Annotated in this window: 24 protein-coding genes; 14 read left to right on the forward strand and 10 right to left on the reverse strand. The window is 72.5% G+C overall.

Features of this window, described 5'->3' with window-relative positions:
• Positions 1–14: 14 nt before the first annotated feature.
• From AB0D66_RS26115 to AB0D66_RS26155, 9 genes are all read left to right on the forward strand, one after another.
• Complete coding sequence (locus AB0D66_RS26115; RefSeq protein ID WP_362308193.1) at positions 15–1,184, forward strand: hypothetical protein; 1,170 nt, start codon at positions 15–17, stop codon at positions 1,182–1,184.
• A gap of 137 nt (positions 1,185–1,321) precedes the next feature.
• The gene (locus AB0D66_RS26120) at positions 1,322–2,566 is read left to right on the forward strand and encodes an amidohydrolase (RefSeq protein WP_362308262.1); all 1,245 of its coding nucleotides are present in this window, start codon (positions 1,322–1,324) and stop codon (positions 2,564–2,566) included.
• 241 nt (positions 2,567–2,807) lie between these two features.
• A complete protein-coding gene (locus AB0D66_RS26125; RefSeq protein ID WP_362308195.1) occupies positions 2,808–3,860 on the forward strand; it encodes a BMP family ABC transporter substrate-binding protein in 1,053 nt (350 codons plus the stop codon).
• Positions 3,861–4,076: 216 nt separating this feature from the next.
• A complete protein-coding gene (locus AB0D66_RS26130) occupies positions 4,077–5,744 on the forward strand; it encodes an ABC transporter ATP-binding protein (RefSeq protein WP_362308265.1) in 1,668 nt (555 codons plus the stop codon).
• Positions 5,741–6,856: an ABC transporter permease gene (locus AB0D66_RS26135; protein WP_362308198.1), complete on the forward strand. Its 1,116-nt coding sequence runs from the start codon at positions 5,741–5,743 to the stop codon at positions 6,854–6,856. Before AB0D66_RS26130 ends, AB0D66_RS26135 begins: the two co-directional genes overlap by 4 nt.
• Positions 6,853–8,118 (forward strand): ABC transporter permease, encoded by a 1,266-nt coding sequence (locus tag AB0D66_RS26140; RefSeq protein ID WP_362308201.1) that lies wholly within the window; start codon positions 6,853–6,855, stop codon positions 8,116–8,118. The genes AB0D66_RS26135 and AB0D66_RS26140 overlap by 4 nt, the downstream gene beginning before the upstream one ends.
• Positions 8,115–8,513 carry a cytidine deaminase gene (locus AB0D66_RS26145; RefSeq protein ID WP_362308203.1) on the forward strand — a complete coding sequence of 133 codons (399 nt, stop codon included), beginning with the start codon at positions 8,115–8,117 and terminating at the stop codon, positions 8,511–8,513. The genes AB0D66_RS26140 and AB0D66_RS26145 overlap by 4 nt, the downstream gene beginning before the upstream one ends.
• Before the next feature lie 88 nt (positions 8,514–8,601).
• Positions 8,602–9,879 carry a thymidine phosphorylase gene (locus AB0D66_RS26150; RefSeq protein ID WP_362308206.1) on the forward strand — a complete coding sequence of 426 codons (1,278 nt, stop codon included), beginning with the start codon at positions 8,602–8,604 and terminating at the stop codon, positions 9,877–9,879.
• Positions 9,880–9,932: 53 nt separating this feature from the next.
• Positions 9,933–10,265, forward strand: coding sequence for an STAS domain-containing protein (locus tag AB0D66_RS26155; RefSeq protein WP_362308209.1), 333 nt, complete (start codon positions 9,933–9,935; stop codon positions 10,263–10,265).
• On the opposite strand, the gene AB0D66_RS26160 is transcribed toward AB0D66_RS26155, so the two are convergent.
• The 3 genes from AB0D66_RS26160 to AB0D66_RS26170 form a co-directional block, all read right to left on the reverse strand.
• Positions 10,161–11,159: a sigma-70 family RNA polymerase sigma factor gene (locus tag AB0D66_RS26160; protein WP_362308212.1), complete on the reverse strand. Its 999-nt coding sequence runs from the start codon at positions 11,157–11,159 to the stop codon at positions 10,161–10,163. The two genes, AB0D66_RS26155 and AB0D66_RS26160, sit on opposite strands and share 105 nt — an antisense overlap.
• Before the next feature lie 88 nt (positions 11,160–11,247).
• On the reverse strand, positions 11,248–11,940 hold the full coding sequence (locus AB0D66_RS26165; protein ID WP_362308215.1) for a L,D-transpeptidase family protein: 693 nt from the start codon (positions 11,938–11,940) through the stop codon (positions 11,248–11,250).
• 124 nt (positions 11,941–12,064) lie between these two features.
• A complete protein-coding gene (locus tag AB0D66_RS26170; protein WP_362308218.1) occupies positions 12,065–13,348 on the reverse strand; it encodes an MFS transporter in 1,284 nt (427 codons plus the stop codon).
• A 98-nt stretch (positions 13,349–13,446) separates the two neighbouring features.
• Between AB0D66_RS26170 and AB0D66_RS26175 the strand changes: the two genes are divergently transcribed.
• Positions 13,447–14,385, forward strand: coding sequence for a LysR family transcriptional regulator (locus AB0D66_RS26175; RefSeq protein WP_362308221.1), 939 nt, complete (start codon positions 13,447–13,449; stop codon positions 14,383–14,385).
• Here the strand turns inward: AB0D66_RS26175 and AB0D66_RS26180 are convergent.
• The gene (locus AB0D66_RS26180) at positions 14,382–15,386 is read right to left on the reverse strand and encodes a helix-turn-helix transcriptional regulator (protein ID WP_362308224.1); all 1,005 of its coding nucleotides are present in this window, start codon (positions 15,384–15,386) and stop codon (positions 14,382–14,384) included. The two genes, AB0D66_RS26175 and AB0D66_RS26180, sit on opposite strands and share 4 nt — an antisense overlap.
• 174 nt (positions 15,387–15,560) lie before the next feature.
• On the opposite strand from AB0D66_RS26180, the gene AB0D66_RS26185 reads away from it, so the two are divergent.
• A complete protein-coding gene (locus AB0D66_RS26185) occupies positions 15,561–16,760 on the forward strand; it encodes an ATP-grasp domain-containing protein (protein WP_362308227.1) in 1,200 nt (399 codons plus the stop codon).
• Here AB0D66_RS26185 and AB0D66_RS26190 read toward each other — a convergent pair.
• Both AB0D66_RS26190 and AB0D66_RS26195 read right to left on the reverse strand, forming a co-directional pair.
• On the reverse strand, positions 16,739–17,107 hold the full coding sequence (locus AB0D66_RS26190; RefSeq protein WP_362308230.1) for a cupin domain-containing protein: 369 nt from the start codon (positions 17,105–17,107) through the stop codon (positions 16,739–16,741). The two genes, AB0D66_RS26185 and AB0D66_RS26190, sit on opposite strands and share 22 nt — an antisense overlap.
• A 115-nt stretch (positions 17,108–17,222) precedes the next feature.
• Positions 17,223–17,945 (reverse strand): alpha/beta hydrolase, encoded by a 723-nt coding sequence (locus AB0D66_RS26195; protein WP_362308233.1) that lies wholly within the window; start codon positions 17,943–17,945, stop codon positions 17,223–17,225.
• Between the two features lie 113 nt (positions 17,946–18,058).
• Here AB0D66_RS26195 and AB0D66_RS26200 point away from each other — a divergent pair, with 113 nt between their 5' ends.
• The 3 genes from AB0D66_RS26200 (at position 18,059) to AB0D66_RS26210 (ending at position 20,487) form a co-directional block, all read left to right on the forward strand.
• Positions 18,059–19,207 carry an adenosine deaminase gene (locus AB0D66_RS26200; protein WP_362308236.1) on the forward strand — a complete coding sequence of 383 codons (1,149 nt, stop codon included), beginning with the start codon at positions 18,059–18,061 and terminating at the stop codon, positions 19,205–19,207.
• A 139-nt stretch (positions 19,208–19,346) separates the two neighbouring features.
• The gene (locus AB0D66_RS26205; protein ID WP_362308239.1) at positions 19,347–19,592 is read left to right on the forward strand and encodes a hypothetical protein; all 246 of its coding nucleotides are present in this window, start codon (positions 19,347–19,349) and stop codon (positions 19,590–19,592) included.
• A 133-nt stretch (positions 19,593–19,725) separates the two neighbouring features.
• Positions 19,726–20,487: a hypothetical protein gene (locus AB0D66_RS26210; RefSeq protein ID WP_362308242.1), complete on the forward strand. Its 762-nt coding sequence runs from the start codon at positions 19,726–19,728 to the stop codon at positions 20,485–20,487.
• 63 nt (positions 20,488–20,550) lie between these two features.
• On the opposite strand, the gene AB0D66_RS26215 is transcribed toward AB0D66_RS26210, so the two are convergent.
• The 4 genes from AB0D66_RS26215 to AB0D66_RS26230 all read right to left on the reverse strand — a co-directional run bounded on the left by AB0D66_RS26215 (position 20,551) and on the right by AB0D66_RS26230 (position 22,957).
• Positions 20,551–20,751 carry a PspC domain-containing protein gene (locus AB0D66_RS26215; protein WP_361753684.1) on the reverse strand — a complete coding sequence of 67 codons (201 nt, stop codon included), beginning with the start codon at positions 20,749–20,751 and terminating at the stop codon, positions 20,551–20,553.
• 63 nt (positions 20,752–20,814) lie between these two features.
• The gene (locus AB0D66_RS26220) at positions 20,815–21,387 is read right to left on the reverse strand and encodes a VanZ family protein (RefSeq protein WP_362308245.1); all 573 of its coding nucleotides are present in this window, start codon (positions 21,385–21,387) and stop codon (positions 20,815–20,817) included.
• A 252-nt stretch (positions 21,388–21,639) separates the two neighbouring features.
• The gene (locus AB0D66_RS26225) at positions 21,640–22,281 is read right to left on the reverse strand and encodes a PH domain-containing protein (RefSeq protein ID WP_362308248.1); all 642 of its coding nucleotides are present in this window, start codon (positions 22,279–22,281) and stop codon (positions 21,640–21,642) included.
• A 25-nt stretch (positions 22,282–22,306) separates the two neighbouring features.
• On the reverse strand, positions 22,307–22,957 hold the full coding sequence (locus tag AB0D66_RS26230; protein ID WP_362308251.1) for a class F sortase: 651 nt from the start codon (positions 22,955–22,957) through the stop codon (positions 22,307–22,309).
• Positions 22,958–23,081: the final 124 nt, after the last annotated feature.

The following is a 23,081-nucleotide window of genomic DNA, read 5'->3' on the forward strand; positions in this document are numbered from 1 at the left end:
ATGAGGAGTACGCGGTGACCCCTTCCGGCCCCACGCTGGCGTTCGTCGAGAGCCCGGTCCAACTGCTCAACGTGCTGGAGTGGATCCACGCGCGCGCTACCGCCCCGGCGGACGGCCGGCCCCTGCTCGACGGCGTTCCCAGCCAGGTCCGCAGCGCGGCCGCCCCGCGGGGCGGGCCCGGGGCCGGGGCCGGGCCCGGCGCGGGGCGGGTCCGGATCGTCGTACTGCCCCCCACCGACCCGATGTCCCGCGGCCAGCTGCGCCGGATGGCGGCGCTCGCCCGCGACGAGGGGCACGAGGTCCGCTGGCAGGAGGCCCGCGGGGGCCGGCTCGCGCCGCTGAAGGCCCTCGCCGCCCTGGCCGGCGACGTGCGCGCGGCGCGCACGGTCGTCGTGGGCGACCCCTTCTCCCGCTACGTCCAGCTGCTGCTCACCCTGGTGCGGGCCGAGCAGCTGGTGGTGGTCGACGACGGCACCGCCACCATGGAGTTCATCGCCCAGACCGCCCGGGGCGAGCGCCTGGTCCGCTGGCACCGCGTGGGCGGCGGCGGCCTCGCCGGCCGGGTGCGGGAACTGGCGTACGCACCGGTCTCCGCCACCGCGCGGCGCCGCTTCACCCCCGCGGACGGCGCCGGCCGGCACGTCGAGGTGTTCAGCTCGATGCCGGTGACGGCCCACGGCGCGATGACGCTGCGGGTCAACGACTTCGCCTGGACCCGGGCCCGCTTCGGCCCGCCGCGCCTGATCAAGGGCACCGACCTGGTCGGCACCTCGCTGGTGGAGACGGGCGTGGTGGACCCGGCCCGCTACCTGGACGCGGTACGTGCCCTGACCCGGGTGCACGGAGCCACCCGCTACTTCGCGCACCGCCGGGAGTCCCCGGAGAAGCTGCGCGCGCTGAGCGAGGCGACCGGGCTCGAGATCGTCCGCCCGGACCTGCCGCTGGAGCTGATCGCGCGGCGCGGCCCGGTCGGCCGGACCATCGTCAGCTTTCCGTCCACCGTCGTCCACACCCTGCCGTACGCGCTGACCGGCACCGGGGTGACCGTGGCCGTATGCGATATCGACCCCGACTGGCTCACCGGGTCCGCGTCGCCGCGCGCCCGCGGCTTCCTCGCGGGGGTCACCGACAGCGCCCGCGGTGTGCGCAGACTGCCCGCTCAGGCGGCTCCCGCGGCCGGATGAGCGGGCGAGTCTACCCCCGCGCGCAACCGGTCATGCGTCCAGAGGCCGGGTTTCTTTCCCCTAACGGCATGAACTTTTCGTGATCCTCAGCCAGTTGGGCCATTGGTGCGCCTACCCTTCAACAGGTGAACCAGTTGATGTCCCGCGAGTCCCAGACCGCCCAGCCCGCCGTGTCCGAGCGGCCCGAGCTGCCCGGCAAGCTTCCGGACCACCTGCGTGCCGAACTGATCGCCTTCCGCCGGGACTTGCACATGCACCCGGAGCTCGGACACCAGGAATTCCGCACCACGGCGGCGATCAAGGCCCGGCTCGAGAAAGCCGGCCTGCGCCCACGGGTGCTGAAGTCCGGCACCGGCCTGATCTGTGATGTGGGGACCTGGGACGGCGTACGGCCGATGCTGGCCCTGCGCGCGGACATCGACGCCCTGCCCATCCCGGACGCCAAGACGCACGTCTCCTACCGCTCGACCTTCCCGGACCGCGCCCACGCCTGCGGCCACGACGTGCACACCGCGATCGTGCTCGGGGCCGGACTCGTCCTCGCCGAGCTCGACCGCCAGGGCCTGCTGCCCCGCCCCGTGCGCCTGCTCTTCCAGCCCGCCGAGGAGGTGCTCCCGGGCGGGGCGACCGAGGCCATCGAGTCCGGGGTGCTGGACGGCGTGGGCAAGATGATCGCCGTGCACTGCGACCCCCGGGTCGACGCCGGGCGGATCGGACTGCGGCCGGGCCCCATCACCTCCGCCTGCGACCGGCTGGAGGTCACCCTCTCCGGCTCCGGCGGGCACACCGCCCGCCCGCACCTGACCACCGACCTGGTGACGGCCGCCGCCCGGGTGGCCGTGGACGTCCCGGCGCTGCTGACCCGGCGGATGGACGCGCGCTCGGGGATGTCGGTCACCTGGGGCCGGATCGAGGCCGGGCACGCCTGCAACGTCATCCCGATGCACGCCGAGCTGTCCGGAACCGTACGGTGCCTGGACCTGAACGCCTGGCACGAGGCGCCGGACATGATCCACGCGGCCATCGACGAGGTCGCGACGATGCACGGGGCCAAGTTCGAGATCAACCACGTGCGCGGGGTGCCCCCTGTCGTCAACGACCCGGTGGTCACCGAACTGCTCCGCGAGGCGATGGCGGTCCGCTGCGGCGCCGGGTCGGTGGAGGACACCGAGCAGAGTTTGGGCGGCGAGGACTTCTCCTGGTACCTGGAGCAGGTCCCGGGCGCCATGGCCCGCCTCGGGGTCCGCCGCCCCGGCGACACCGCCAAGCACGACCTGCACCGGGGCGACTTCGACGTGGACGAGTCCGCGATCGCCGTCGGGGTCGAGTTCTTCACCGCCGCGGCCCTGCTGGACGCGCGGCGCGCGGGGGTCGTCCGCTGACGGCCGGGGGTACGTCACCCGCCCCTGCGGTACCTCATCCGCACTGATCGCGGCGGACGTGTCCAGCCCTTGGTACACAAGGGCTGGGCACAAGACCAGTTACCGATCGGTCACTGTCCGGTTCGCGACGATCCGATAACGACTCATGAACGGGCCTTTAACTGACATCTACGCGCGTTACGATCGCCGCGAAACCAGCGCCGGTCGTGGCGCTTCGGTCAGGTTTTGAAGGAGCCTCCCCTTGCGCCGGATCACCAGGATCGCCACCGTGGGCCTCGCGTCCGCCGCGCTGGCCCTCTCGGCCACCGCCTGTGGCGGTAAGAAGTCGTCGGACACCGGATCTTCGGACTCGAAGGAAGCCAGCGCCGCCATCGCGTACGACATCGGTGGCCGCGGCGACCAGTCGTTCAACGACGCCGCGTACGCAGGCCTGGAGAAGGCCGAGAACGATTTCAAGATCAAGGGCGCCGAGGCGGAGCCCACCGACGGCGAGGGCGAGGCCGACAAGGTCCAGCGCCTCACCGAGCTGGCCCGCAAGGGCAACAACCCGGTCATCGGTGTCGGTTTCGCCTACGCCCCGGCCATCAAGAAGGTCGCGCCGAAGTTCCCGGACACCACGTTCGGCATCATCGACGACACCTCGGTGACCGGCCCGAACATCGCCAACCTCGTCTTCAACGAGGAGCAGGGCTCCTACCTGGCCGGCGTCGCCGCCGCCAAGGTCTCCAAGACCGGCACGGTCGGCTTCATCGGCGGTGTCGAGGTTCCGCTGATCAAGAAGTTCGAGGCGGGCTTCGCGCAGGGCGTCAAGGACACCAACCCGAACGCCAAGGTGCTGTCCCAGTACCTGACCCAGCCGCCGAACTTCGACGGTTTCGCCAAGCCCGACCTCGGCAAGGCCGCCGCGCAGGGTCAGCTCGACGCGGGCGCCGACGTGGTCTACGCCGCCGCCGGCCTGGCCGGCTCCGGTGCCATCGAGGCCGCCTCGGCCAAGGGCAAGTGGGCCATCGGCGTCGACTCCGACCAGTACAACCAGGCCGGTCTGGCGAAGTACAAGGACGCCATCCTGACCTCGGTCACCAAGGACGTCTCGGACTCCGTCTACGACCTGATCAAGTCGGTCAAGGACGGCAAGCCGACCACCGGTGAGATCCGCTACGGCCTGGACAAGGACGGCGTCGGCCTGGCCGACTCCAACCCGAAGTACAAGGAGATGGCCGACGTCATCGCCGCGGTGGAGAAGGCCAAGGCCGACATCATCGCCAAGAAGATCGTCGTCAAGACCGCGCCGTAAGGCCGGTCCTGACAGGTAGTTCTGGTCTCCGGGGTCCGGGAAGCGGTCTCTATCGCTCCCGGGCCCCGAGCCGTGTTCCGTGTCGCTTGTGGCCGCTTGGCCTCAAGTTTTCACTTCCGACAGTGCTACGCGCGTAGAAGCATCGTGGACGCGATACTTTCACTCCCCGCCCTGTCCCCCTGCCTCCCGCTCCTTCCGCGCCAAGGAGAGTGCGTCATCAACGCGTCCAGCCCGCCCCCCGCCGTAGAACTGCACGGCATCACCAAGCGCTTCCCCGGCGTCGTCGCCAACAAGGACATCGCGATCACCGTCCGCAAGGGCACGGTCCATGCCTTGATCGGCGAGAACGGCGCCGGCAAGTCGACCCTGATGAAGATCCTCTACGGCATGCAGAAGCCGGACGAGGGCACCATCGCCATCGACGGGGAGCAGGTCACCTTCAGCAGCCCCGGCGACGCCATCGCCCGCGGCATCGGCATGGTGCACCAGCACTTCATGCTCGCCGACAACCTCACCGTCCTGGAGAACGTGGTTCTCGGCGGCGAGAAGCTGTACGGCATCGGCGCCAAGGCCCGTAAGAAGATCCAGGAGATCTCGGACGCCTACGGCCTCGGCGTCCGTCCCGACGCCCTGGTCGAGGACCTGGGCGTCGCCGACCGCCAGCGCGTGGAGATCCTCAAGGTCCTCTACCGCGGCGCCAAGATCCTCATCCTCGACGAGCCGACCGCCGTGCTCGTGCCGCAGGAAGTGGACGCGCTCTTCGACAACCTGCGCGAGCTCAAGGCCGAGGGCCTGACCGTCATCTTCATCTCGCACAAGCTGGGCGAGGTCCTGAAGGTCGCCGACGACATCACCGTCATCCGGCGCGGCACCACGGTCGGCACCGCCGACCCGAAGACGGCCACCACCAAGCAGCTCGCCGAGCTGATGGTCGGCGCCGAACTCCCCTCGCCGGAGACCCGCGAGTCCACGGTCACCACCACGCCGATGCTGGAGGTCCGGGGCCTGACCCTGGCAGCGGGCGGCACCCTCGTCGCCGAGCCCGAGGTCATGGCGCGCGCGATCCCCGCGGACTCCGCGACCATCGAGCACGCCGAGGCCGGCCGCCTCCTGCTGAACGACGTCACCTTCACCATCCACAAGGGCGAGGTGCTCGGCATCGCGGGCGTCGAGGGCAACGGCCAGACCGAGCTCATCGAAGCCCTGATGGGCATGGCCGCCCCCGACGCGGGCGCGGTCGTGCTGGACGGCGACGACATCACCGGCGCCCCGGTCCGCAAGCGCCGCGTGGCCGGCATCGGCTACATCCCCGAGGACCGGCACCGGCACGGCCTGCTGCTGGAGTCCCCGCTGTGGGAGAACCGCATCCTGGGCCACGTCACCGAGGCGCCCAACTCCAAGCGCGGCATCCTCGACATCAAGGCGGCCCGCAAGGACACCGAGCGGATCGTGCGCGAGTACGACGTCCGCACGCCCGGCATCGAGGTCACCGCGGCCTCGCTCTCCGGCGGCAACCAGCAGAAGCTGATCGTCGGCCGCGAGATGAGCCACAACCCGAAGTTCCTGATCGCCGCCCACCCCACCCGCGGTGTGGACGTCGGCGCGCAGGCGCAGATCTGGGACGCGATCCGCGAGGCCCGCCGCGAGGGCCTGGCCGTCCTGCTCATCTCCGCGGACCTGGACGAGCTCATCGGCCTGTCCGACACCCTGCGGGTGATCTACCGCGGCCGCCTGGTCGCCGACGCCGACCCCGCGACCGTCACCCCGGAGGAGCTCGGCACCGCCATGACGGGCGCCGCCTCCGGGCACCTGGAAGCAACCGACAACCACTCCGCCGCCGGTACCGAGCCCGGTACCGATGCACCGGAGGACGAGGCCCGATGAAGAAATTCGACAAGGACCGGCTGCTCCTCGGCTTGGCCGGGCCCGTGCTCGCCCTGGTCAGCGCCTTCCTGCTGACCGTGATCGTGCTGGCGGCGACGGGCATCGACCCGATCGAGCCGCTGCGCCTCATGGTGGAGAACGCCGGCTACGAGGACGTCCAGGTCCTCATCGTGAACCAGGCCGGCACGTACTACCTGGCGGCGCTGGCCGTGGCCATCGGCTTCAGGATGAACCTGTTCAACATCGGCGTCGACGGCCAGTACCGCCTCGCGGCGATGCTCTCCGCCGTGGTCGGTGCGGCCGTGACCCTGCCGGGCCCGCTGCACCTGCTGCTGATCGTCCTCGTGGCGATGCTCGTCGGCGCCTTCTGGTCCGGCATCGCCGGTGTGCTCAAGGCCAAGCGCGGGGTGAGCGAGGTCGTCTCCACGATCATGCTGAACGCCATCGCGACCAGCCTGATCGCCTGGATGATGCTGCCGAAGAACCTCGGCGTCCAGCTCGAGGGCTCCAACGACCTGACCACCGGCGACATCGCCGAGTCGGGCTGGTTCCCGGCGGTGTCCCTCGGCGACGGGCTGGAGATCTACGGCTTCACCTTCGTGGCCTTCGCCCTCGGCGTCGTCTACTGGTTCGTGCTCAACCGGACCCGCTTCGGCTTCGACCTGCGCGCCACCGGCGCCAGCGAGTCCGCCGCGCAGGCCTCCGGCGTCGACGCCAAGAAGATGATCATCACCTCGATGCTCATCTCCGGCGCGGTCGCCGGCCTCGCCGGCATGCCGCAGCTGCTGGGCGAGACGCACACCTACAACCTGGCCTTCCCGGTCGGTGTCGGCTTCACCGGCATCACCATCGCGCTGCTCGGCCGCAACAGCCCGGTCGGCATCCTCTTCGCCGCGTTCCTGATGGCCTTCATCGACAAGGCCTCGGCCTCGCTCGACCAGGCCGGCTACGCGAAGGAGATCGGCACGATCATGAAGGGCCTGATCGTGATCGCGGTCGTCGTCTCGTACGAACTCGTCCGCCGCTACGGCATCCGGCGCCAGCAGCAGAAGGTCGGCGAGGAGCTCGCCGCCGGGCACGCCATCAAGACCGACAAGGAGGTCGCGGCGTGAGCACCAGCACTGTCTCCGCGACGGCCGCCGCCCCGAAGAAGTCCGGCGGCCGCAAGAAGCTCACCCTGCCCTGGATCCTGCTGATCATCGCGGGCGGCCTCGCGCTGGTCTCGCTGGTCCGCCTGATCAGCGGGGCCAACGACCTGACCTCGGTCGGCCAGGTCTCCGGCGCCCTGTCCCTCGCCGTCCCGATCGGCCTCGCCGGCCTCGGCGGCCTGTGGGCCGAGCGCGCGGGCGTCGTCAACATCGGCCTCGAGGGCATGATGATCCTCGGCACCTGGTTCGGTGCCTGGGCCGGCTACCAGTGGGGTCCGTGGACCGGTGTGCTCGTCGGCATCGCCGGCGGCGCCCTGGGCGGCCTGCTGCACGCGATCATCACCGTCACGTTCAACGTCAACCACATCGTCTCCGGTGTGGCGATCAACATCCTGGCGCTGGGCTTCACCCAGTACCTGTCGAACTTCACCTTCGCCGAGGCGCCGGGCGGCTCCTCCAAGCAGTCGCCGCAGGTCGAGCCGATCTACAAGATCACCGTGCCGGGGCTGTCCGACTGGATGTCCGATCTCCAGGGCAAGCACTGGTTCTTCGTCTCGGACCTCGCCGGCGTCATCGGCGGCCTGGTCACCGAGCTCTCGCTGCTGACCATCGTCGCCCTGCTGCTGATCCCGGCCACCTGGTGGGTGCTGTGGCGGACCACCTTCGGCCTGCGGCTGCGCTCCTGCGGTGAGAACCCCATCGCGGCGGAGTCCCTCGGCGTCAACGTGTACAAGTACAAGTACATCGCCGTGATCGTCTCGGGCGCCCTGGCGGGCCTCGGCGGCGTGTACCTGTCCGAGGTCGCCAGCCCCATCTACCAGGAGGGCCAGACCGGCGGCCGCGGCTACATCGGCCTCGCCGCCATGATCTTCGGCAACTGGATGCCGGGCGGCATGGCGCTGGGCGCGGGCCTGTTCGGCTTCATCGACAGCCTCAAGCTGCGCGGTGGCGCCACGAACGTCCACGCGATGCTGCTGCTGATCGCGATCCTGCTGGTGCTGGTCTGCGTCTGGCAGCTGTACAAGAAGAAGTACCTCCAGGCCGGCATCTCGGCGGCCTGCGCCGCGCTGCTCTTCGTCTGGTACGTCCTCACCGACTCGGTGCCCAGCCAGTTCGTGGACGCCGCCCCGTACGTGACCACCCTGCTGGTGCTCGCGCTGTCGGCGCAGCGGCTGCGGATGCCCAAGGCGGACGGGATGCCGTACCGCAAGGGCCAGGGCAAGTGACGAGCGCGCCCGCCGTCGACTGGGAGGCCCTGCGCGAGGCCGCCCGGGACGCCATGTCCCGGGCCTACGCCCCGTACTCGGGCTTCCCGGTCGGTGTCGCCGCCCTGGTCGAGGACGGCAGGACCGTCGTCGGCTGCAACGTCGAGAACGCGAGCTACGGACTCAGCCTGTGCGCCGAGTGCGGCCTGGTGTCCTCCCTCCAGGCCACGGGCGGCGGCCGGCTGACGCACTTCACCTGTGTCGACGGCCGGGGCGAGATCCTCGTCCCGTGCGGCCGCTGCCGACAGCTGCTCTTCGAATTCGGCGGCCCGGAACTGCTGGTGGAGACCCCGAAGGGGATCCTTCCGCTGGCGGAGATGCTGCCGCAGGCCTTCGGGCCGGACCACTTGAGATAGCCGTGCCGACGGCCCTCCGCCCGCCCGGGCGGGGGGCCGTCGTACTTCCGCAATCCCCTCTCTCTATGCGCGTAGAAGGAAGCACCACATGGACGTCATCTCCGTCATCCGGACCAAGCGGGACCGCGGTGAGCTGAGCCCCGAGCAGATCGACTGGGTCATCGACGCGTACACCCGCGGTGTCGTCGCCGACGAGCAGATGTCGGCGCTGGCGATGGCCATCCTGCTCAACGGGATGAACCGGACCGAGATCGCCCGCTGGACCGCGGCGATGATCGCCTCCGGCGAGCGGATGAACTTCGACTCCCTCTCCCGCCCCACCGCCGACAAGCACTCCACCGGCGGTGTCGGCGACAAGATCACGCTGCCGCTGGCCCCGCTCGTCGCCGCGTGCGGCGCGGCCGTTCCGCAGCTGTCCGGCCGCGGGCTCGGCCACACCGGCGGCACCCTCGACAAGCTGGAGTCCATCCCCGGCTGGCGCGCCCTGCTGTCGAACGAGGAGATGCTGCACGTCCTGGACACCACCGGCGCCGTCATCTGCGCGGCCGGCGACGGCCTGGCCCCGGCGGACAAGAAGCTCTACGCCCTGCGCGACGTGACGGGCACGGTCGAGGCCATCCCGCTGATCGCCTCCTCGATCATGTCGAAGAAGATCGCCGAGGGCACGGGCTCGCTCGTCCTCGACGTCAAGGTCGGCAGCGGCGCCTTCATGAAGAACATCGAGGACGCGCGCGAGCTGGCGCGGACCATGGTGGGCCTGGGCACCGACTCGGGCGTCAAGACGGTCGCCCTGCTCACCGACATGTCCACCCCCCTCGGCCTGACGGCCGGCAACGCGCTGGAAGTGCGCGAGTCGGTGGAGGTCCTCGCGGGCGGCGGCCCCGCGGACGTGGTCGAGCTGACCATCGCCCTGGCCAGGGAGATGCTGGACGCCGCGGGCATCAAGGACGCCGACCCGGCGAAGGCCCTGGCCGACGGCTCCGCGATGGACCACTGGCGCCGGATGATCGCGGCCCAGGGCGGCGACCCGGACGCGGCCCTGCCCGTCGCCCGCGAGCAGCACGTGGTCACCGCGTCGGCCTCGGGCGTACTGACCCGCCTCGACGCGTACGCGGTGGGCGTCGGTGCCTGGCGCCTGGGCGCGGGCCGCGCCCGCAAGGAGGACCCGGTGCAGGCGGGCGCGGGCATCGAGCTCCACGCGAAGCCGGGCGACACGGTGACCGCGGGCCAGCCGCTGATGACCCTGCACACGGACACCCCGGAGAAGTTCGAGTACGCCCTCGCCTCCCTGGACGGCTCGTACGACGTCGCCCCGGCGGGCACGGCCTTCTCCGCCACGCCGATCGTGCTGGACCGCATCGCCTGACCCCCGGCGGGCCCCTGCCGATGAGTTCCGGGGCCGGGGACGGTCATCCCCTCGTGGAGACCAGAACCCTGGCCCTGGAGGGCTCCCTGGCCGACGTCCCCGCGCTCTGCGCGCGCGTGAGCGAGGCCTGCCGCGACGGACCCGCCCTCGTCGTGTGCGACGTGCGGGCCGTCGAGGCCGCCGGCCTCGGCAGCGTCGACGCGCTCGCGCGCATGGCGCTCACCGCCCGCCGGCACGGCACCCCGCTGAGGGTGACCGGCGCCGACGGGCGGCTGCGGGCCCTACTGGGCCTCGTAGGCCTCGTCGAGCTGCTCGGGGAGGCCGAAGAGGGGGAACCAGCGGGCGGTGTCCAGGAAGGCGTTGAGCCCGACGATCCTGCCGTCTGAGATCTCCAGGACCTGGAGCGCCCACGGGGTGTGGCCCTTCCCGGAGGCCGCCGGCCGGTACTGGCCGAAGGCCGGCATCCCGTTCGCCGTCGTCGCGACCAGGCGGGAGCCCTTGCAGCCGATGCCCTGGTTCAGGTGCCAGGCGGCGATGTCCTCGTGGCCCCGCAGCCACAGGTCGAACGGCGGCATCGACAGCACCGCGTCCTCGTGCAGCAGCGCGGTGAGCCGCGAGATGTCATAGGCCTCGAAGGCCGACAGGTACTGCTCCAGCAGCTTCGCCTGGTCCGCGTCCAGCGGGTCCGCGGGATCGCTGTCGCGGATCCCGTGCGCGGCCAGCGTGGCCCGCGCCCGCTGCAGCGCGCTGTTCACCGAGGCCACCGTGGTCTCCAGCAGCGTCGCGACCTCGTCGGCCTTCCACGCCAGCACCTCGCGCAGGATCAGCACCGCCCGCTGCTTCGCCGGCAGGTGCTGCAGGGCCGCGACGAACGCGAGGCGCACCGATTCCCGCGCCAGCGCCATCTCCGCGGGGTCGGCCGTCTGCGGCAGCACCCGGCCGTCGGGGACCGGCTCCAGCCAGGTCACCTCCGGCCGTTCGTTCAGCACCGCGGAGGCCTGGTGCTGCGGGGCGCTCAGGTCCATCGGCCGGGCCCGCTTGTTCCCCGCGTTCAACAGGTCCAGGCAGACGTTGGTGGCGATCCGGTAGAGCCACGACCGCAGCGAGGAGCGGCCCTCGAACTTCTCGAAGCTGCGCCAGGCGCGGATGTACGTGTCCTGCACCGCGTCCTCGGCGTCGAAGGACGAGCCGAGCATCCGGTAGCAGTACCCGGTCAGCTCGACCCGGTAGCGGTCCAGCGCGGTGTCGAGGTCCGTCGGTGTCGTCGCGAGGTCACTCATGGCTGTCGTCGCCCCCAGGTAGGTCCACTCCTTCGGAACCTACCGGAGGGGTCCGACAACGGCAGCCGGAACGGCCGCGGGCCGCCCGTCACGTGCCGGGCTTGCGCCCGTAGACGTAGACGTCCTCGCCCTTGCCCAGCAGGTTCCAGTACGCCTTGGCGTCGGCGGACCGCATGTTCACGCAGCCGCCCGAGCCGGGCGGGTTCCACATGCTCTTGGTGGTCGAGTGGAAGGCGATGCCCCCGTCGAAGAACTGCGCGTACGGCATCGACACGTGGTAGACCGTCGACCAGTGGTCGATGCTGCGGTGGTAGATCTTCTTCAGGCCGGTCCGGGTCTCCGTGCCGTCCTTGCCGGTGCGGACCGGGACCGGGCCGTACTTCAGGGTGGCGCCGTCCTGGATCCAGCTGAGCTGCCGCGTCAGGTCGACGCAGGCGATCCGCCCCCGGTTCACCGGGCAGTGGCCCGCCTTGTTCGGCGTGCGGCCGGCCGCCCGCTGGGCCAGCATCGTGCTCATCGTCTGCCAGGTCAGCGGCCCGGCGTAGCCCTGCGTGGGGGTGATCCCGTGGCTCGACTGGAACGACCTGATCGCCGTGCAGTCGGCCGCCGACTGCCGGCCGTCCACCGGCCGCCCCAGGAACCGCTCCACCTGCCGCTGGTACGGCCCGGTGCCGAGGTTGCACGACGCGGCCCCGGCCGGCCCGCCTCCCGCGACCACCAGCGGCAGCGCCAGCGCCACCGCCCCGCCGAACACCGCCGCCGCGCGCATGCGCGTCCCCATGGCACCCTCCCCATTTCGCCCTGCATCGGTTCACCGTGTTGAATGCCCGGAAAACCGACACGAGTTGCCTGCGGGGAGACGTATTTAAGGACCGATTCCGTTTACGGCCGGTGGCCGGTGGCCCTCAGCGCACGGTCGCGGCCGAAGCCGGCACGCGCCGCTCCGCGCGGGCCGCGTGGGACCCGTACAGCGTGATCGAGACGACGCCGAGCACGGCCAGCAGCGCGATGCCCACCGTCGCCGCCCATCCCGCCGAGTGGTAGGCGAGGGCGCCCAGGGTGCCGCCCGCGCTGGAGCCCAGGTAGTACGCGGACTGGTAGAGCGCCGAGGCCTGCGCACGGCCCGTGCGCGCCGTCCGGCTCACCGCGGCCGAGGCCACCGCGTGCCCCGCGAAGAAGCCCGCCGTGATCAGGACCAGGCCGAGCAGGATCGCCGCCAGGGACTCGGACAGCGACAGCAGCAGTCCGAGCGCGGTGGTGGTCACGGCCAGGTACAGCGCGCCGCGCCGGCCCGTGCGGGCCACCAGCTGTCCGGCCGCCGCCGAGGAGACCGTGCCCACCAGGTAGATCAGGAAGACCGACCCGACCACGCCCTGCCCGAGCGAGAACGGCTCGTCCACCAGCCGGTAGCCGATGACGGTGTACACGGCGCCGAAGACGGTCATGAACAGCGCGCCGATCCCGTACAGCCGCAGCAGCAGCGGATCGCGCAGGTGACCGGCGACGGTACGGCCCACCGCCCGCGGGTTCAGCGAGGCCGGGCGGAAGAACCGCGCCCGGGGCAGCAGCACCAGGAAGGCCGCCGCGCAGGCCAGCGCCATCAGCCCGACGGTCAGCAGGCCCGCCCGCCAGCCGCCGAACTGCGCGCCCCAGCCGGTGACGAGGCGGCCGCTCATCCCGCCGATGGAGTTGCCCGCCACGAACAGGCCGATCGCCCCGACCAGGGCCTTCGGCTTGACCTCCTCCGCCAGGTACGCCATCGCGGAGGCGGGGATCCCGGCGATCGCCGCGCCCTGGACGGCCCGCAGGGCCACCAGCCACTCGAGGTTCGGCGCGAAGGGCACCAGCAGGCCGAGGCCCACGGCCACGACCATCGACCAGGTCATCATCCGGGTGCGCCCGAACCGCTCGGACAGTGCGCTCAGCGGCAGGACGAACAGGGCGAGCGCCCCGGTGGCCGCGGATACCGTCCAGCTGGCCTGGCCCGCCGTCACCCCGAACCCGTCGGAGATCGCGGGCAGCAGCGCCTGGGTGGAGTAGAGGAGGGCGAAGGTGGCGAGTCCGGCGGCGAAGAGCGCGAGGCTCATCCGGCGGTAGCCGGGGCGGCCGGGGGAGTGCGGTTCGGGCCGAGGCGACGACGGGGTGGAGGCACCTGGGATCACAGGTGCCCCGGTATGAACGGGAGGCATACCTCGAAGGTAGGCCCGCGTTTTTGATGCGTCCAATGCACGGATTCGCGATAATCGATCCACTCATGCATCAGCACAGCTCAGGGCGGCGCCTGTCGATGAACCGTAACGAAGAAGACGCGTCCGTGACACGTCTGCTGGCTCCCCGGCTCGCGTACTTCGCGGCCGTCGCCCGGCACGAGCACGTCACCCGGGCCGCCCACGAACTGGGCGTCCCCCAGTCGACGTTGTCGCGGGCCATGGTCCGCCTCGAACAGGACCTCGGCGTCACGCTGTTCGCCCGCAAGGGCCGCACCGTCGCCCTCACCACGGCCGGCCGCACCTTCCTGGCCTCCGCCGAACAGGCCCTGGACGGGATCGCCCGCGCCGCCGAATCGGTCCAGCAGGACGCCGACCCGTCCTTCGGCAAGGTCGCCTTCGGCTTCCTGCACACCCTCGGCCCCGAGACCGTACCCGGCCTCATCCGCGCCTTCCGCGCCGACCATCCGCGCGTGCGCTTCTCCCTCGTCCAGAACTACGGCGAGGCCATGCTGGAGCGGCTGCGCGCCGGCGAGCTCGACCTCTGCCTCACCTCGCCGCTGCCCGACGCCCCCGACCTGGTCGCCCGCCGGCTCGACGAGCAGCGGCTGCGCCTGGTCGTCCCCGACGACCACCGCCTCGCGGGACGCAAGCGCATCCGCCTCGCCGAGGCCGCCGAGGAAACCTTCGTCACCCTGGAGCCGGGCTACGGACTGCGCCGCATCACCGACGACCTGTGCGCCGAGGCCGGGTTCACCCCCCGGGTCGCCTTCGAGGGCGAGGAGGCCGAGACCCTGCGCGGCCTGGTCGCCGCCGGCCTGGGGGTGGCCCTGCTGCCGCCGCCGGCCGTGGCCCGCCCGGGCGTCGTCGAACTGACCGTCACCGCCCCGCGCGCCGTCCGCGAGATCGGCCTCGCCTGGCTGGACGGCCACCCCGACACCCCGCCGGTGGCGGAGTTCAAGCGCTTCTTGCTGTCCCGCCGGGGCCGCCTGATCCCGGAGCTCGAGCCGCCGGCCTAGGCCTCCGGGGGCCCGGGCGGCGGCGTGGCCAGCAAGTACCCGGCCTGGAAGCGGGACTTGGCACCGACGGCCCGCATGATCTCCGCGATGTGCCGCTGGCAGGTCCGCTCCGACATGCCCAGCCGCCGCGCGATCACCTTGTCCTCCAAACCCTCCGACAGCAGCCGCACGATGGTCTGCCGCAGCTCGTCCGAGATCGACCGCGCCGCGTCCGGGCTCACCGTCGTGGGGAACGGCTCGGCGCCCAGCCAGGACCGCTCGAAGGCGCCCCGCATGAAGTGCACGACGTTCGGCTCGCGCACCACCAGCGCGGCCCCGCTGCGGTCCGGCACCGCCATCAGGCCCGTGTGGTCGTCGAAGACCAGCATCCGCATCAGCCCGTCGCCCAGGGTCCGTACCTGCGCCCCCAGCGCCGTCACCCGTTCCACGTACGCCGCCGTGGGGCGCGAGTACCGGGCCGTGTGCTGGTAGAGCGTCCGCATCCGGACCCCGCGCGCCAGCAGCGACTCGTCCCGCCCGATCGACTCCTCCAGCGTCTCCAGCGGCCGCCCGCCCCCCGGCTGCGAGGTCAGCAGCTCCCGCTCGCACGCCGCGACCAGCTCCGCGATCAGCCCCCGTACCGCGCCGAGGTCCGTCACCAGCTCCAGGCGGCCCGAACCGCTCAGATCCCGGTGCGCGGTCCCCGCCTCGTACGCCGGCACCAGCGCCTCCAGCCGCCCCCGCAGCCGGTCCATCTCGTCGTGGGTCTCCCGGACGAGCTGGGCCAGCGGGGCCAGCGCGCGCGCCGCCGCCGCCCGGGGCGCGACGGCGCTCCACCGGTCGGGCCCGCCGCCGGGCGCCCGCTGGAGCAGGTGCGCGGCGGACAGCTCCGTGATCGCGGCGGCCGCGCGCACGCCCAGGGCCTCGGTGGCCTCGGCGGCGTCAAAGGCGTGCCGCTCGACGGCGTACGCGTAGAGGCGCCGGGCCGCGGGGCTCAGTGCTTCGGCTTCATCGGCTGGCATATGCCTATTCGTCCCGGCCTGTGTCTGTTCGTAAACCCCTCGTATTCCCGCAAGGCGGCAAGACGACCCCTGTCAGGCGGCTTTCGGCATATGCCGAAGGGGGCACAGTGGTCGCACGGCGTGAGGGGGGAGCGCGGTATGCGGCAGGGGACACCCAGGAACGGACGGGGGCCCGTGGCTGTCCTGCTGAGCCCGCGACCCGCCGTGGTGGCGGCCGCCCGCCGTGCGGGCGCCCGCACCGTGGTGGTCGCGCCGGATCCATCGGTGCCATCCGACCGTGAGGGGGCGGAGCGGCGGGTACGGACGGACTGGCGCGACCACCGCCACCTCATCGGGGCGGTCGGCGGGATGGAAGCCGTGCGCCGCGGCCGCGCCGCCGTCTTCGGCTTCGACGCCGCCGGAGCCCTCGCCGCCGCCCGCGCCAACGAGGAGCTGGGCCTGCCGGGGACCCCCACCGCCGCCGTCACCGCCCTCATGGACAAGGCCGTCCTGCGCGCCCGCTCCAACACGCTGCACCCCGGCCGGCCCGTCTCCTTCGCCCGCTGCGGACGCGCCGAGACCCTCCCCTTCGTCGCCACCCTCATCGGCTACCCCTGCGTCATCAAGCCCCGGGCGGGCGCCGACGGCGAGGGGGTCCGGCTGGTCCACGACGAGGCCGAGGCGCGGGCCGCCGCCCTCGGCTACCCGGAGATCACCGACCTCCTCGTCGAGGAGTACCTCGAGGGGCCGGAGCTCACCGTCGAAGCCCTCTCCCGCGGCGGCCGGCACCGCGTCCTGGGCTGGTCCCGCCGCCTCACCGGCCCCCGTCTCACGGCCACCGGCCACGACCTGCCGGTCGCCCTGGACCCCTCGACCGCGGAGGCCGTACGCGCGCTCGTACGGGGCGTCCTCGACCTCGCCGGACACCACGACGGCCCCTCCCACACCGAGGTCATCCTCACCGCGCACGGCCCCCGTCTCGTCGAGGCCCACGCCCGCCCCGGCGCCGAGGAGTTCGGCCGCCTGCTGCGGATCGCCCACGGCACCGACGTGCTGGCCCTCGCGCTCGCCGCCGGGCTCGGCCTGCCCGAGCCCGTGCGCACCCCGCGCGCCGCCTACGCGGGGCTGCGGTACGTGGACTTCCCGCCAGGCCCCGGCCCCGGCGCGGTGCGGCCGGGGATCGCGGCGGCGCGGGCCGTGCCGGGGGTGGTCCGGGTACAGCTGGAGATCCCGCCCGGGGCCGCGGTCCGCCGTGCCCCGACCGGCGGTCTGCACCACGCGTACGTCCTGGCCACCGCCCCGACGGCGGGGGCGCTGGCCCGCATCCTGGACCGGGCCGCCGGCCTGATGCGGCCCGCGGACCGGCGGATCCGTCAGCCCGAGGGCTTCGCGTAGTCGGCGAAGCCGGTCCAGTCCAGCGTGACGCAGGGTTCGTCGCCCAGGACCCAGGCGTCGTGCCCGGGAGGCACCCGCATGTAGTCGCCGGGGCCGAACTCGGTGCTCTCCCCGTCGTCCATGACGACCTTCATGCGGCCGCTCACCACGTAGCCGGTGTGGTCGGCCCGGCAGCTGTCCGTCCCGGCCAGCGGCTTGACGTGGTCCGACCACTTCCATCCGGGCTCGAAGGTGGCGCGCCCGACGGCGGCGCCGCCCGCCTCCAGCAGGTCCAGCCTGCCCTTGCCGTCGACGAACGGGCGGGTCTCGTCGGCCTGGTCGAAGCTCCTGGACACCATTCCGGCCATGATCCATCGCCTCCGGGAGTAGATCGCCCCGAGTCCACTCCTCACGGTACGCGCGATGGCCCCGCCGTACCGCCCCCGCGCGGCCCTCCGCCCCGCGCCCCGCGCTGCCCCCGCCTCACCGCCGGAGCGAGCGCCCGAACCCGGAGGCCAGGGGCATCCGCAGGCCCAGCGGGGGCGGAGCGGCCAGCGCGTCGGTCACCGGCCGCGAGTACCGCCCCGAGCACACCGCGCCGAGGACGAAGTCCACGGCCAGCGCCACGACTTCCGGCTGGTGCTCGCGCAGCCCGTGCCCGTCCGAGTGGACCTCGAACCGGCACGTGGAACGATTCGCCTTCTTGGCCCGCGCCGCCAGCTGGAACGATGCCTCCGGGTCGCTGCGCGCGTCGTTGGTGCCGTGCACGATCAGCACCTGCCGCCCCGCCAGCTGCTTCACCGGTTCAGGCGAGCCGGGCAGGGCCCCCGGGGCAAGGCAAGGGGACAGCGACACCACCGAGTTGACGGCGTCGTGGCCCGCCGCCCGCAGCGCGGCCAGGCCGCCCGCTCCGTACCCGGCCAGGCACACGGGCACGTCCCCGTACCGCCGTACCGCCTCGTCCGCGGCCCACCCCGCCTGCTCCTCGCGGGAGGTTCCCCCGCCGTGGATGACGGTGTGCGCGACCAGCCCTTCCGTACCGCCCGCCCGGGCCAGCGCCCGCCCCAGCGGGCGCAGCGGACCGGGGGAGAGTCTGGACGCCCCGGGAAGCAGGAGCACCACACCACTGACCGTCGAACCCGTGCCGTTCGCGCCGGCGGCCCGCCCCAGGCGGGCCCCGCGCGCCGGCGGCGCATGCTGATCCATGGCGGAACAGTCTCAGACGCCGAGGTGTACGACATCCGTCCGTGCGGTCTCTGTTACATATCGGCGCACGCGGCCGGCACCCGCTCTACGCGCGTAGGAGTTAGAGTGCCCAGATGACGAGCGAGACCCCCAACCTGCCGACCCCGGATCAGATCCGCCGCTCCCCGAAGGTGCTGCTGCACGATCACCTCGACGGTGGACTGCGACCCGGGACCATCATCGAGCTGGCCCGCGACGCCGGCTACGAGAGCCTCCCCGAGACCGACGCCGACAAGCTCGGCATCTGGTTCCGGGAAGCCGCCGACTCCGGCTCCCTCCCGCGCTACCTCGAGACCTTCGCGCACACCTGCGCGGTCATGCAGACGAAGGAGGCGCTCTTCCGGGTCGCCGCCGAGTGCGCCGAGGACCTGGCCGAGGACGGCGTCGTGTACGCCGAGATCCGCTACGCCCCCGAGCAGCACCTGGAAGCCGGCCTGACCCTCGAAGAGGTCGTCGAGGCCGTGAACGACGGCTTCCGCGAGGGCGAGCGGCGTGCGAAGGCCGCCGGCCACCGCATCCGCGTCGGCGCCCTGCTGACCGCGATGCGCCACGCCGCCCGCGCGCTGGAGATTGCGGAGCTGGCCAACCGCTACCGCGACAACGGCGTGGTCGGCTTCGACATCGCCGGCGCCGAGGCCGGGTTCCCCCCCACCCGCCACCTCGACGCCTTCGAGTACCTCAAGCGCGAGAACAACCACTTCACGATCCACGCGGGCGAGGCCTTCGGCCTGCCGTCGATCTGGCAGGCCCTGCAGTGGTGCGGCGCCGACCGGCTCGGTCACGGCGTGAAGATCATCGACGACATCGAGGTCGCCGAGGACGGCTCCGTGAAGCTGGGCCGGCTGGCGTCCTACGTCCGGGACAAGCGCATCCCCCTGGAGATGTGCCCCACGTCGAACCTCCAGACCGCCGCGGCCGCCTCGTACGCCGAGCACCCGATCGGTCTGCTGCGGAAGCTGCACTTCAGGCTCACGGTCAACACCGACAACCGTCTGATGAGCGGCACCAGCATGAGCCGCGAGTTCGAGCACCTCGTGGACACCTTCGGCTACACGCTGGACGACATGCAGTGGTTCACCGTCAATGCGATGAAGTCCGCGTTCATTCCTTTCGATGAACGACTGGCCATGATCAACGAGGTCATCAAGCCCGGCTATGCGGAGCTGAAGTCGGAGTGGCTGTTCCAGCAGACCGCTTCCACCAGCGGTTCTGTCTCGGCCTAGGCCATGGCATGACGTACTGAAAGCGCCCGGGAGGAGCAATTCCCGGGCGCTTTCTCTTATTTAATGATGTTTGCGGGCGGGGGTTTGAAGTGGCTAGCTTTCGGAGCCGCTCAATTCCCCGTCGCAAGGACATGTTTTCATGAAGCAGTCAGCTGCCAAGATCCTCGGTACCGCCGCTCTCGGTGCCGCGTTCGCCGCCGTCGCCGCCGGTACCGCGTCGGCCGTTCCGGCCGTCGGCCTCACCGACGCACTGGGCACCGCCACCGGAGCGCTCCAGGGTGTGACCAGCCAGCAGCAGATGAACTCCGAGGAGGGTGGACCGAGCGACCCCACCAAGGCGGTCACCGGCCTGCTGGGCCCGGTCACCGGAGCCCTCAACGGCTGACGCTGTCGCGATGCGAACGCGCCCACGGCGGTCGCACGCCCCTTCGACGGGGTGTGTGTGCCGCCGTGCGGTGTGTCACGATCGCCACCAACTGCCCGCCGACATCTTCGGTATGAGGTCCTTGGTCATGCGCATGAAGGTACGAGCGACCGTGGTCGCGCTGCTCCCCGCCCTGCTGCTCACCGCGGTCGGATGCGGCTCGAACAGCCCCGACAGCGCCCCGCCGGGCAAGGGCCCGGACCCCAAGGGCTCCGCGAGCCCCGCCTCCGGAGCGCCCGGCGCCCCCGCCGCGACGCCCGGCGGCTCCGCCGCGCCCACGACCGGCGGCACCAGGGCGGAGCGGTCCGCGCTGGAACAGGGCGACCTGCCCGGCTACCAGGTGTCCGCGCAGGGCAAGAACCCGAACGCCCCCGACGGCCAGCCGCAGGCCGACAAGAAGGCCTGCCAGCCGCTGGCCGACATCATGGGCGACAAGCCGGACCCGGCCGCGCGCGAGACCGTCAACCGGGGCATCGGCTCCCAGAAGCAGGTCGGACTCGCCGTCTCCGCCTCCGTCAGCTCCTACACCGAGAGCGACGCCAAGGCGCTGATCGCCCGCCTCAGGGCCGCCGTGCCCGCCTGCGGTACGGGCTTCACCGCCACCGTCGAGAAGCAGAGCGGCAGCTACCGCGACGTGCGGGCCGCCGACTTCCGCACGGCCGGCGACGAGAGCGTCAGCTGGACCACGACCGCGGCCGCCCAGGGCGTCTCGGCCCAGGTCCACCTGGTCGTCGTGCGCGAGGGCGACACCATCGTGCGGCTGATGGCCCTCAACGTGGCCGCGGCCCAGCAGAAGACTCAGGTGCCGCAGGAGGTCGCCGACAAGCAGCTGGAGAAGGTCCAGCGGGCGGGCTGACGAGGCCCGGCGCTCCGGCACCGCGCGGCCGGTCCGCCCGGACCGGCCGGTCGCCGCCGCCGTCTACCAGGCGGTGGAGGCGGACTTCTCGTTCGGCAGCAGCAGCCACAGCGCCAGGTAGATCAGGAACTGCGGGCCGGGCAGTACGCACGAGACGACGAATATGACGCGCATCGTGTTGGCGGATATTCCGAAACGCCGGGCCAGTCCGGCGCAGACGCCGCCGATCCAACGACCGTCACGGGGGCGGACAAGGGCGCTCATGGGGTTCTCCTTCACCGGGATCGCTGTTCTGCCGTTCTGAAGACCAGCTCAGCTTGCGATGACTCAATACTCCCGGGGAACCGCCGACAGAACCTCGGTCCACGGACCGAGCCCGACCCTGGAAATTCTCGGGGTGGGCCCCTGATAAGCGGTACGTGAGCGCCGCAGCCGGGCGCGCAGCGCCGGGACCACGGCCGCGTGCGCGAGCAGCACGCCGACGGTGTTCAGCAGCACCGAGTCCACGTCGACCACCTGCCCCGGCACCGCGGTCTGCAGCATCATGATGCACACCGAGACCAGCGCCCCCGCGGCCGCGGTCCGGGCCAGCGAGGACCACGCGGACAGCGCCGACGGCGCGAGCCGCCCGCTGATCAGCGGCAGCAGCACCCCCAGCGGGGCCAGCAGCGCCAGCCCCTCGCCGATCCGGCGGGCCCCTTCCAGCGGTCCGTAGGCGAGATCCGCCCGGATCCCCTCCAGCGGGGTCAGGTTCGCGGCCTCCGCCCAGGGCACGTCCAGTGGTCGCAGCGTCAGCCAGCCGACGACCAGGAGGTGGGCGACCAGCAGGACGCCGCCCAGGAGCCGGAACCGGGCATGAATGGCGGTGCCGGCGCTGTCGCCGGCCTCATGACGCTGCACACCTGCGAGGACGCACCGGCCGGTAGCGCCGGTTCCGCCCCGGGAGGGGTGTGGTGGGGAGCACGTACCGGGGCAGGCGCGCGGACCGGTCCGAGGCCCGTACGGGGACGTGCCGGACGGTGTGTGCGGGCAGGCACGGGCGGGCGGGCACGGGTGGGCGGTCCCGAACGGGCTGGACCCGGCGGGCGGCGCGATGCTGCGCGCCGCGCGGCACGCCGGCGGGTGGGCGGGCAGGTGTGGGCCCGGGCGCGGTCAGCCCGTCGCGAGGAGCACGATCAGCAGCACCGCGCCGGCCACGGCGGGCGCGATCACCTCGTACGACCACTGCACGCGCACACTGCCCTGGGCCCCGGCCCGCGCGGCCCCGCGCTCGGCCAGTTCCCGCAGTTCGTCCACGACCTTGTCGGCGCCCGCCCGCAGCGGCACGTCGGCCGCCGGCGGCTTCGCGCCGTCCTGGACGGACGCGCCCCGGCCGGAGAGCCCGCCGCGCCGGCTGAACTGGCCCCGGCTCGCCTTCTTGCGCTCCCGCAGCGAGACGGGGACGGACCAGAGCTGGTACTTCGAGCCCTCGGCCAGCACCTCCGCCGAGTACCCGGCGCGCACCGCGTCCACGGCGGCCCACGGCAGCTCGATGACCCGGAAGGGGTTGCGCACGCGCATCCGGTCGTCATTGGCGAAGACGGCGGGGCGGATGGTGAAGGCCACGATCAGCGGCACCACGCACAGCGCCAGCGCGAGGGAGATCCACGGGGTGTTCCCGGAGCCGCGCACCACCGCGTCCCCGCAGAGCCACGCGGTCAGCGCGAGCAGCAGCACCCCGGTGACCACGGACGTGGAGGAGCGGTAGACCCGGTCGTCGTACACGGGCTCGTCGGTGGGCTGCTGGCTGCTCATGGGCCCGATTCTGCCCCACGCCGTCTCACCCCACGAGATCGGCGTACAGAATGATGTTGTCGGGCCGGTGGCCGTCGGTGATCCGGCCGCCGCACGTGATCACGCGCAGCTCCGGGCGCGCGGTGTCCCCGTAGACCTTGTCGGTGGGGAACCGCCTCTTGTCGACCTGCTCCAGCTCGCGGACGCGGAAGAGCGCGGTGCTGCCGTCCGCCCGGGAGACCGTGATCTCGTCGCCGGTGCGGACGCGCGAGACGTCCCTGAGTACGGCCGGGCCGCGGACGGTGTCGAAGTGGCCGATCAGCACGGCGGGGCCGGTCTCTCCGGGGGTGACGCCCTTGCCGTACCAGCCGATCTTGTCCCCGTCCGCCACGGAGGGCACCTCCACCGTGCCGTCACGGGCCGGCCCCAGCGTCAGCAGCGGCGAGGCGTCCACCCCGGCCGCGGGGATCCGTACGCGGACGGGTGCGGAGGCGGGCAGCGGGGCGGCGGTGGGGGAGGCCGCGGGGGCGGTGGCGGGGAGGACGGCGGGCGGGGCGGCGGTGTCCGCGGGCGCGGTGGCCTGCGCGGGGAGCGGGGTGGCGGCGCCGCAGCCGGTCAGCGCGGCGGCGAGGAGGACGGCGGCGAGCAGCGGGCCGGCCGCGCGGTGGGCGGTGCGGCGGGCGGCGCGGTGGGCCATGGGGTGCTCCGGGAACGGGCTCCGGCGGGTCGACGGCTTGCAGGGCGACCCGGACGGAGCCGGGGACGACCAGCATCCGTACGCCGTCGGCGACTTTGCGGCCCGCGACGATCCCGGCGACGGC

This window comes from Streptomyces sp. NPDC048270, from assembly GCF_040652335.1.
Lineage (GTDB): Bacteria > Actinomycetota > Actinomycetes > Streptomycetales > Streptomycetaceae > Streptomyces.

Bases quoted from the DNA above. Each gene is read 5' to 3' on its own strand.
- AB0D66_RS26120 (WP_362308262.1), top strand. From the start codon at position 1,322: ATGTCCCGCGAGTCCCAGACCGCCCAGCCCGCCGTGTCCGAGCGGCCC.
- AB0D66_RS26135 (WP_362308198.1), top strand. From the start codon at position 5,741: ATGAAGAAATTCGACAAGGACCGGCTGCTCCTCGGCTTGGCCGGGCCC.
- AB0D66_RS26150 (WP_362308206.1), top strand. From the start codon at position 8,602: ATGGACGTCATCTCCGTCATCCGGACCAAGCGGGACCGCGGTGAGCTG.
- AB0D66_RS26160 (WP_362308212.1), bottom strand. From the start codon at position 11,159: ATGAGTGACCTCGCGACGACACCGACGGACCTCGACACCGCGCTGGAC.
- AB0D66_RS26165 (WP_362308215.1), bottom strand. From the start codon at position 11,940: ATGGGGACGCGCATGCGCGCGGCGGCGGTGTTCGGCGGGGCGGTGGCG.
- AB0D66_RS26170 (WP_362308218.1), bottom strand. From the start codon at position 13,348: ATGCCTCCCGTTCATACCGGGGCACCTGTGATCCCAGGTGCCTCCACC.
- AB0D66_RS26175 (WP_362308221.1), top strand. From the start codon at position 13,447: ATGAACCGTAACGAAGAAGACGCGTCCGTGACACGTCTGCTGGCTCCC.
- AB0D66_RS26180 (WP_362308224.1), bottom strand. From the start codon at position 15,386: ATGCCAGCCGATGAAGCCGAAGCACTGAGCCCCGCGGCCCGGCGCCTC.
- AB0D66_RS26190 (WP_362308230.1), bottom strand. From the start codon at position 17,107: ATGGCCGGAATGGTGTCCAGGAGCTTCGACCAGGCCGACGAGACCCGC.
- AB0D66_RS26195 (WP_362308233.1), bottom strand. From the start codon at position 17,945: ATGGATCAGCATGCGCCGCCGGCGCGCGGGGCCCGCCTGGGGCGGGCC.
- AB0D66_RS26200 (WP_362308236.1), top strand. From the start codon at position 18,059: ATGACGAGCGAGACCCCCAACCTGCCGACCCCGGATCAGATCCGCCGC.
- AB0D66_RS26205 (WP_362308239.1), top strand. From the start codon at position 19,347: ATGAAGCAGTCAGCTGCCAAGATCCTCGGTACCGCCGCTCTCGGTGCC.
- AB0D66_RS26210 (WP_362308242.1), top strand. From the start codon at position 19,726: ATGAAGGTACGAGCGACCGTGGTCGCGCTGCTCCCCGCCCTGCTGCTC.
- AB0D66_RS26215 (WP_361753684.1), bottom strand. From the start codon at position 20,751: ATGAGCGCCCTTGTCCGCCCCCGTGACGGTCGTTGGATCGGCGGCGTC.
- AB0D66_RS26225 (WP_362308248.1), bottom strand. From the start codon at position 22,281: ATGAGCAGCCAGCAGCCCACCGACGAGCCCGTGTACGACGACCGGGTC.
- AB0D66_RS26230 (WP_362308251.1), bottom strand. From the start codon at position 22,957: ATGGCCCACCGCGCCGCCCGCCGCACCGCCCACCGCGCGGCCGGCCCG.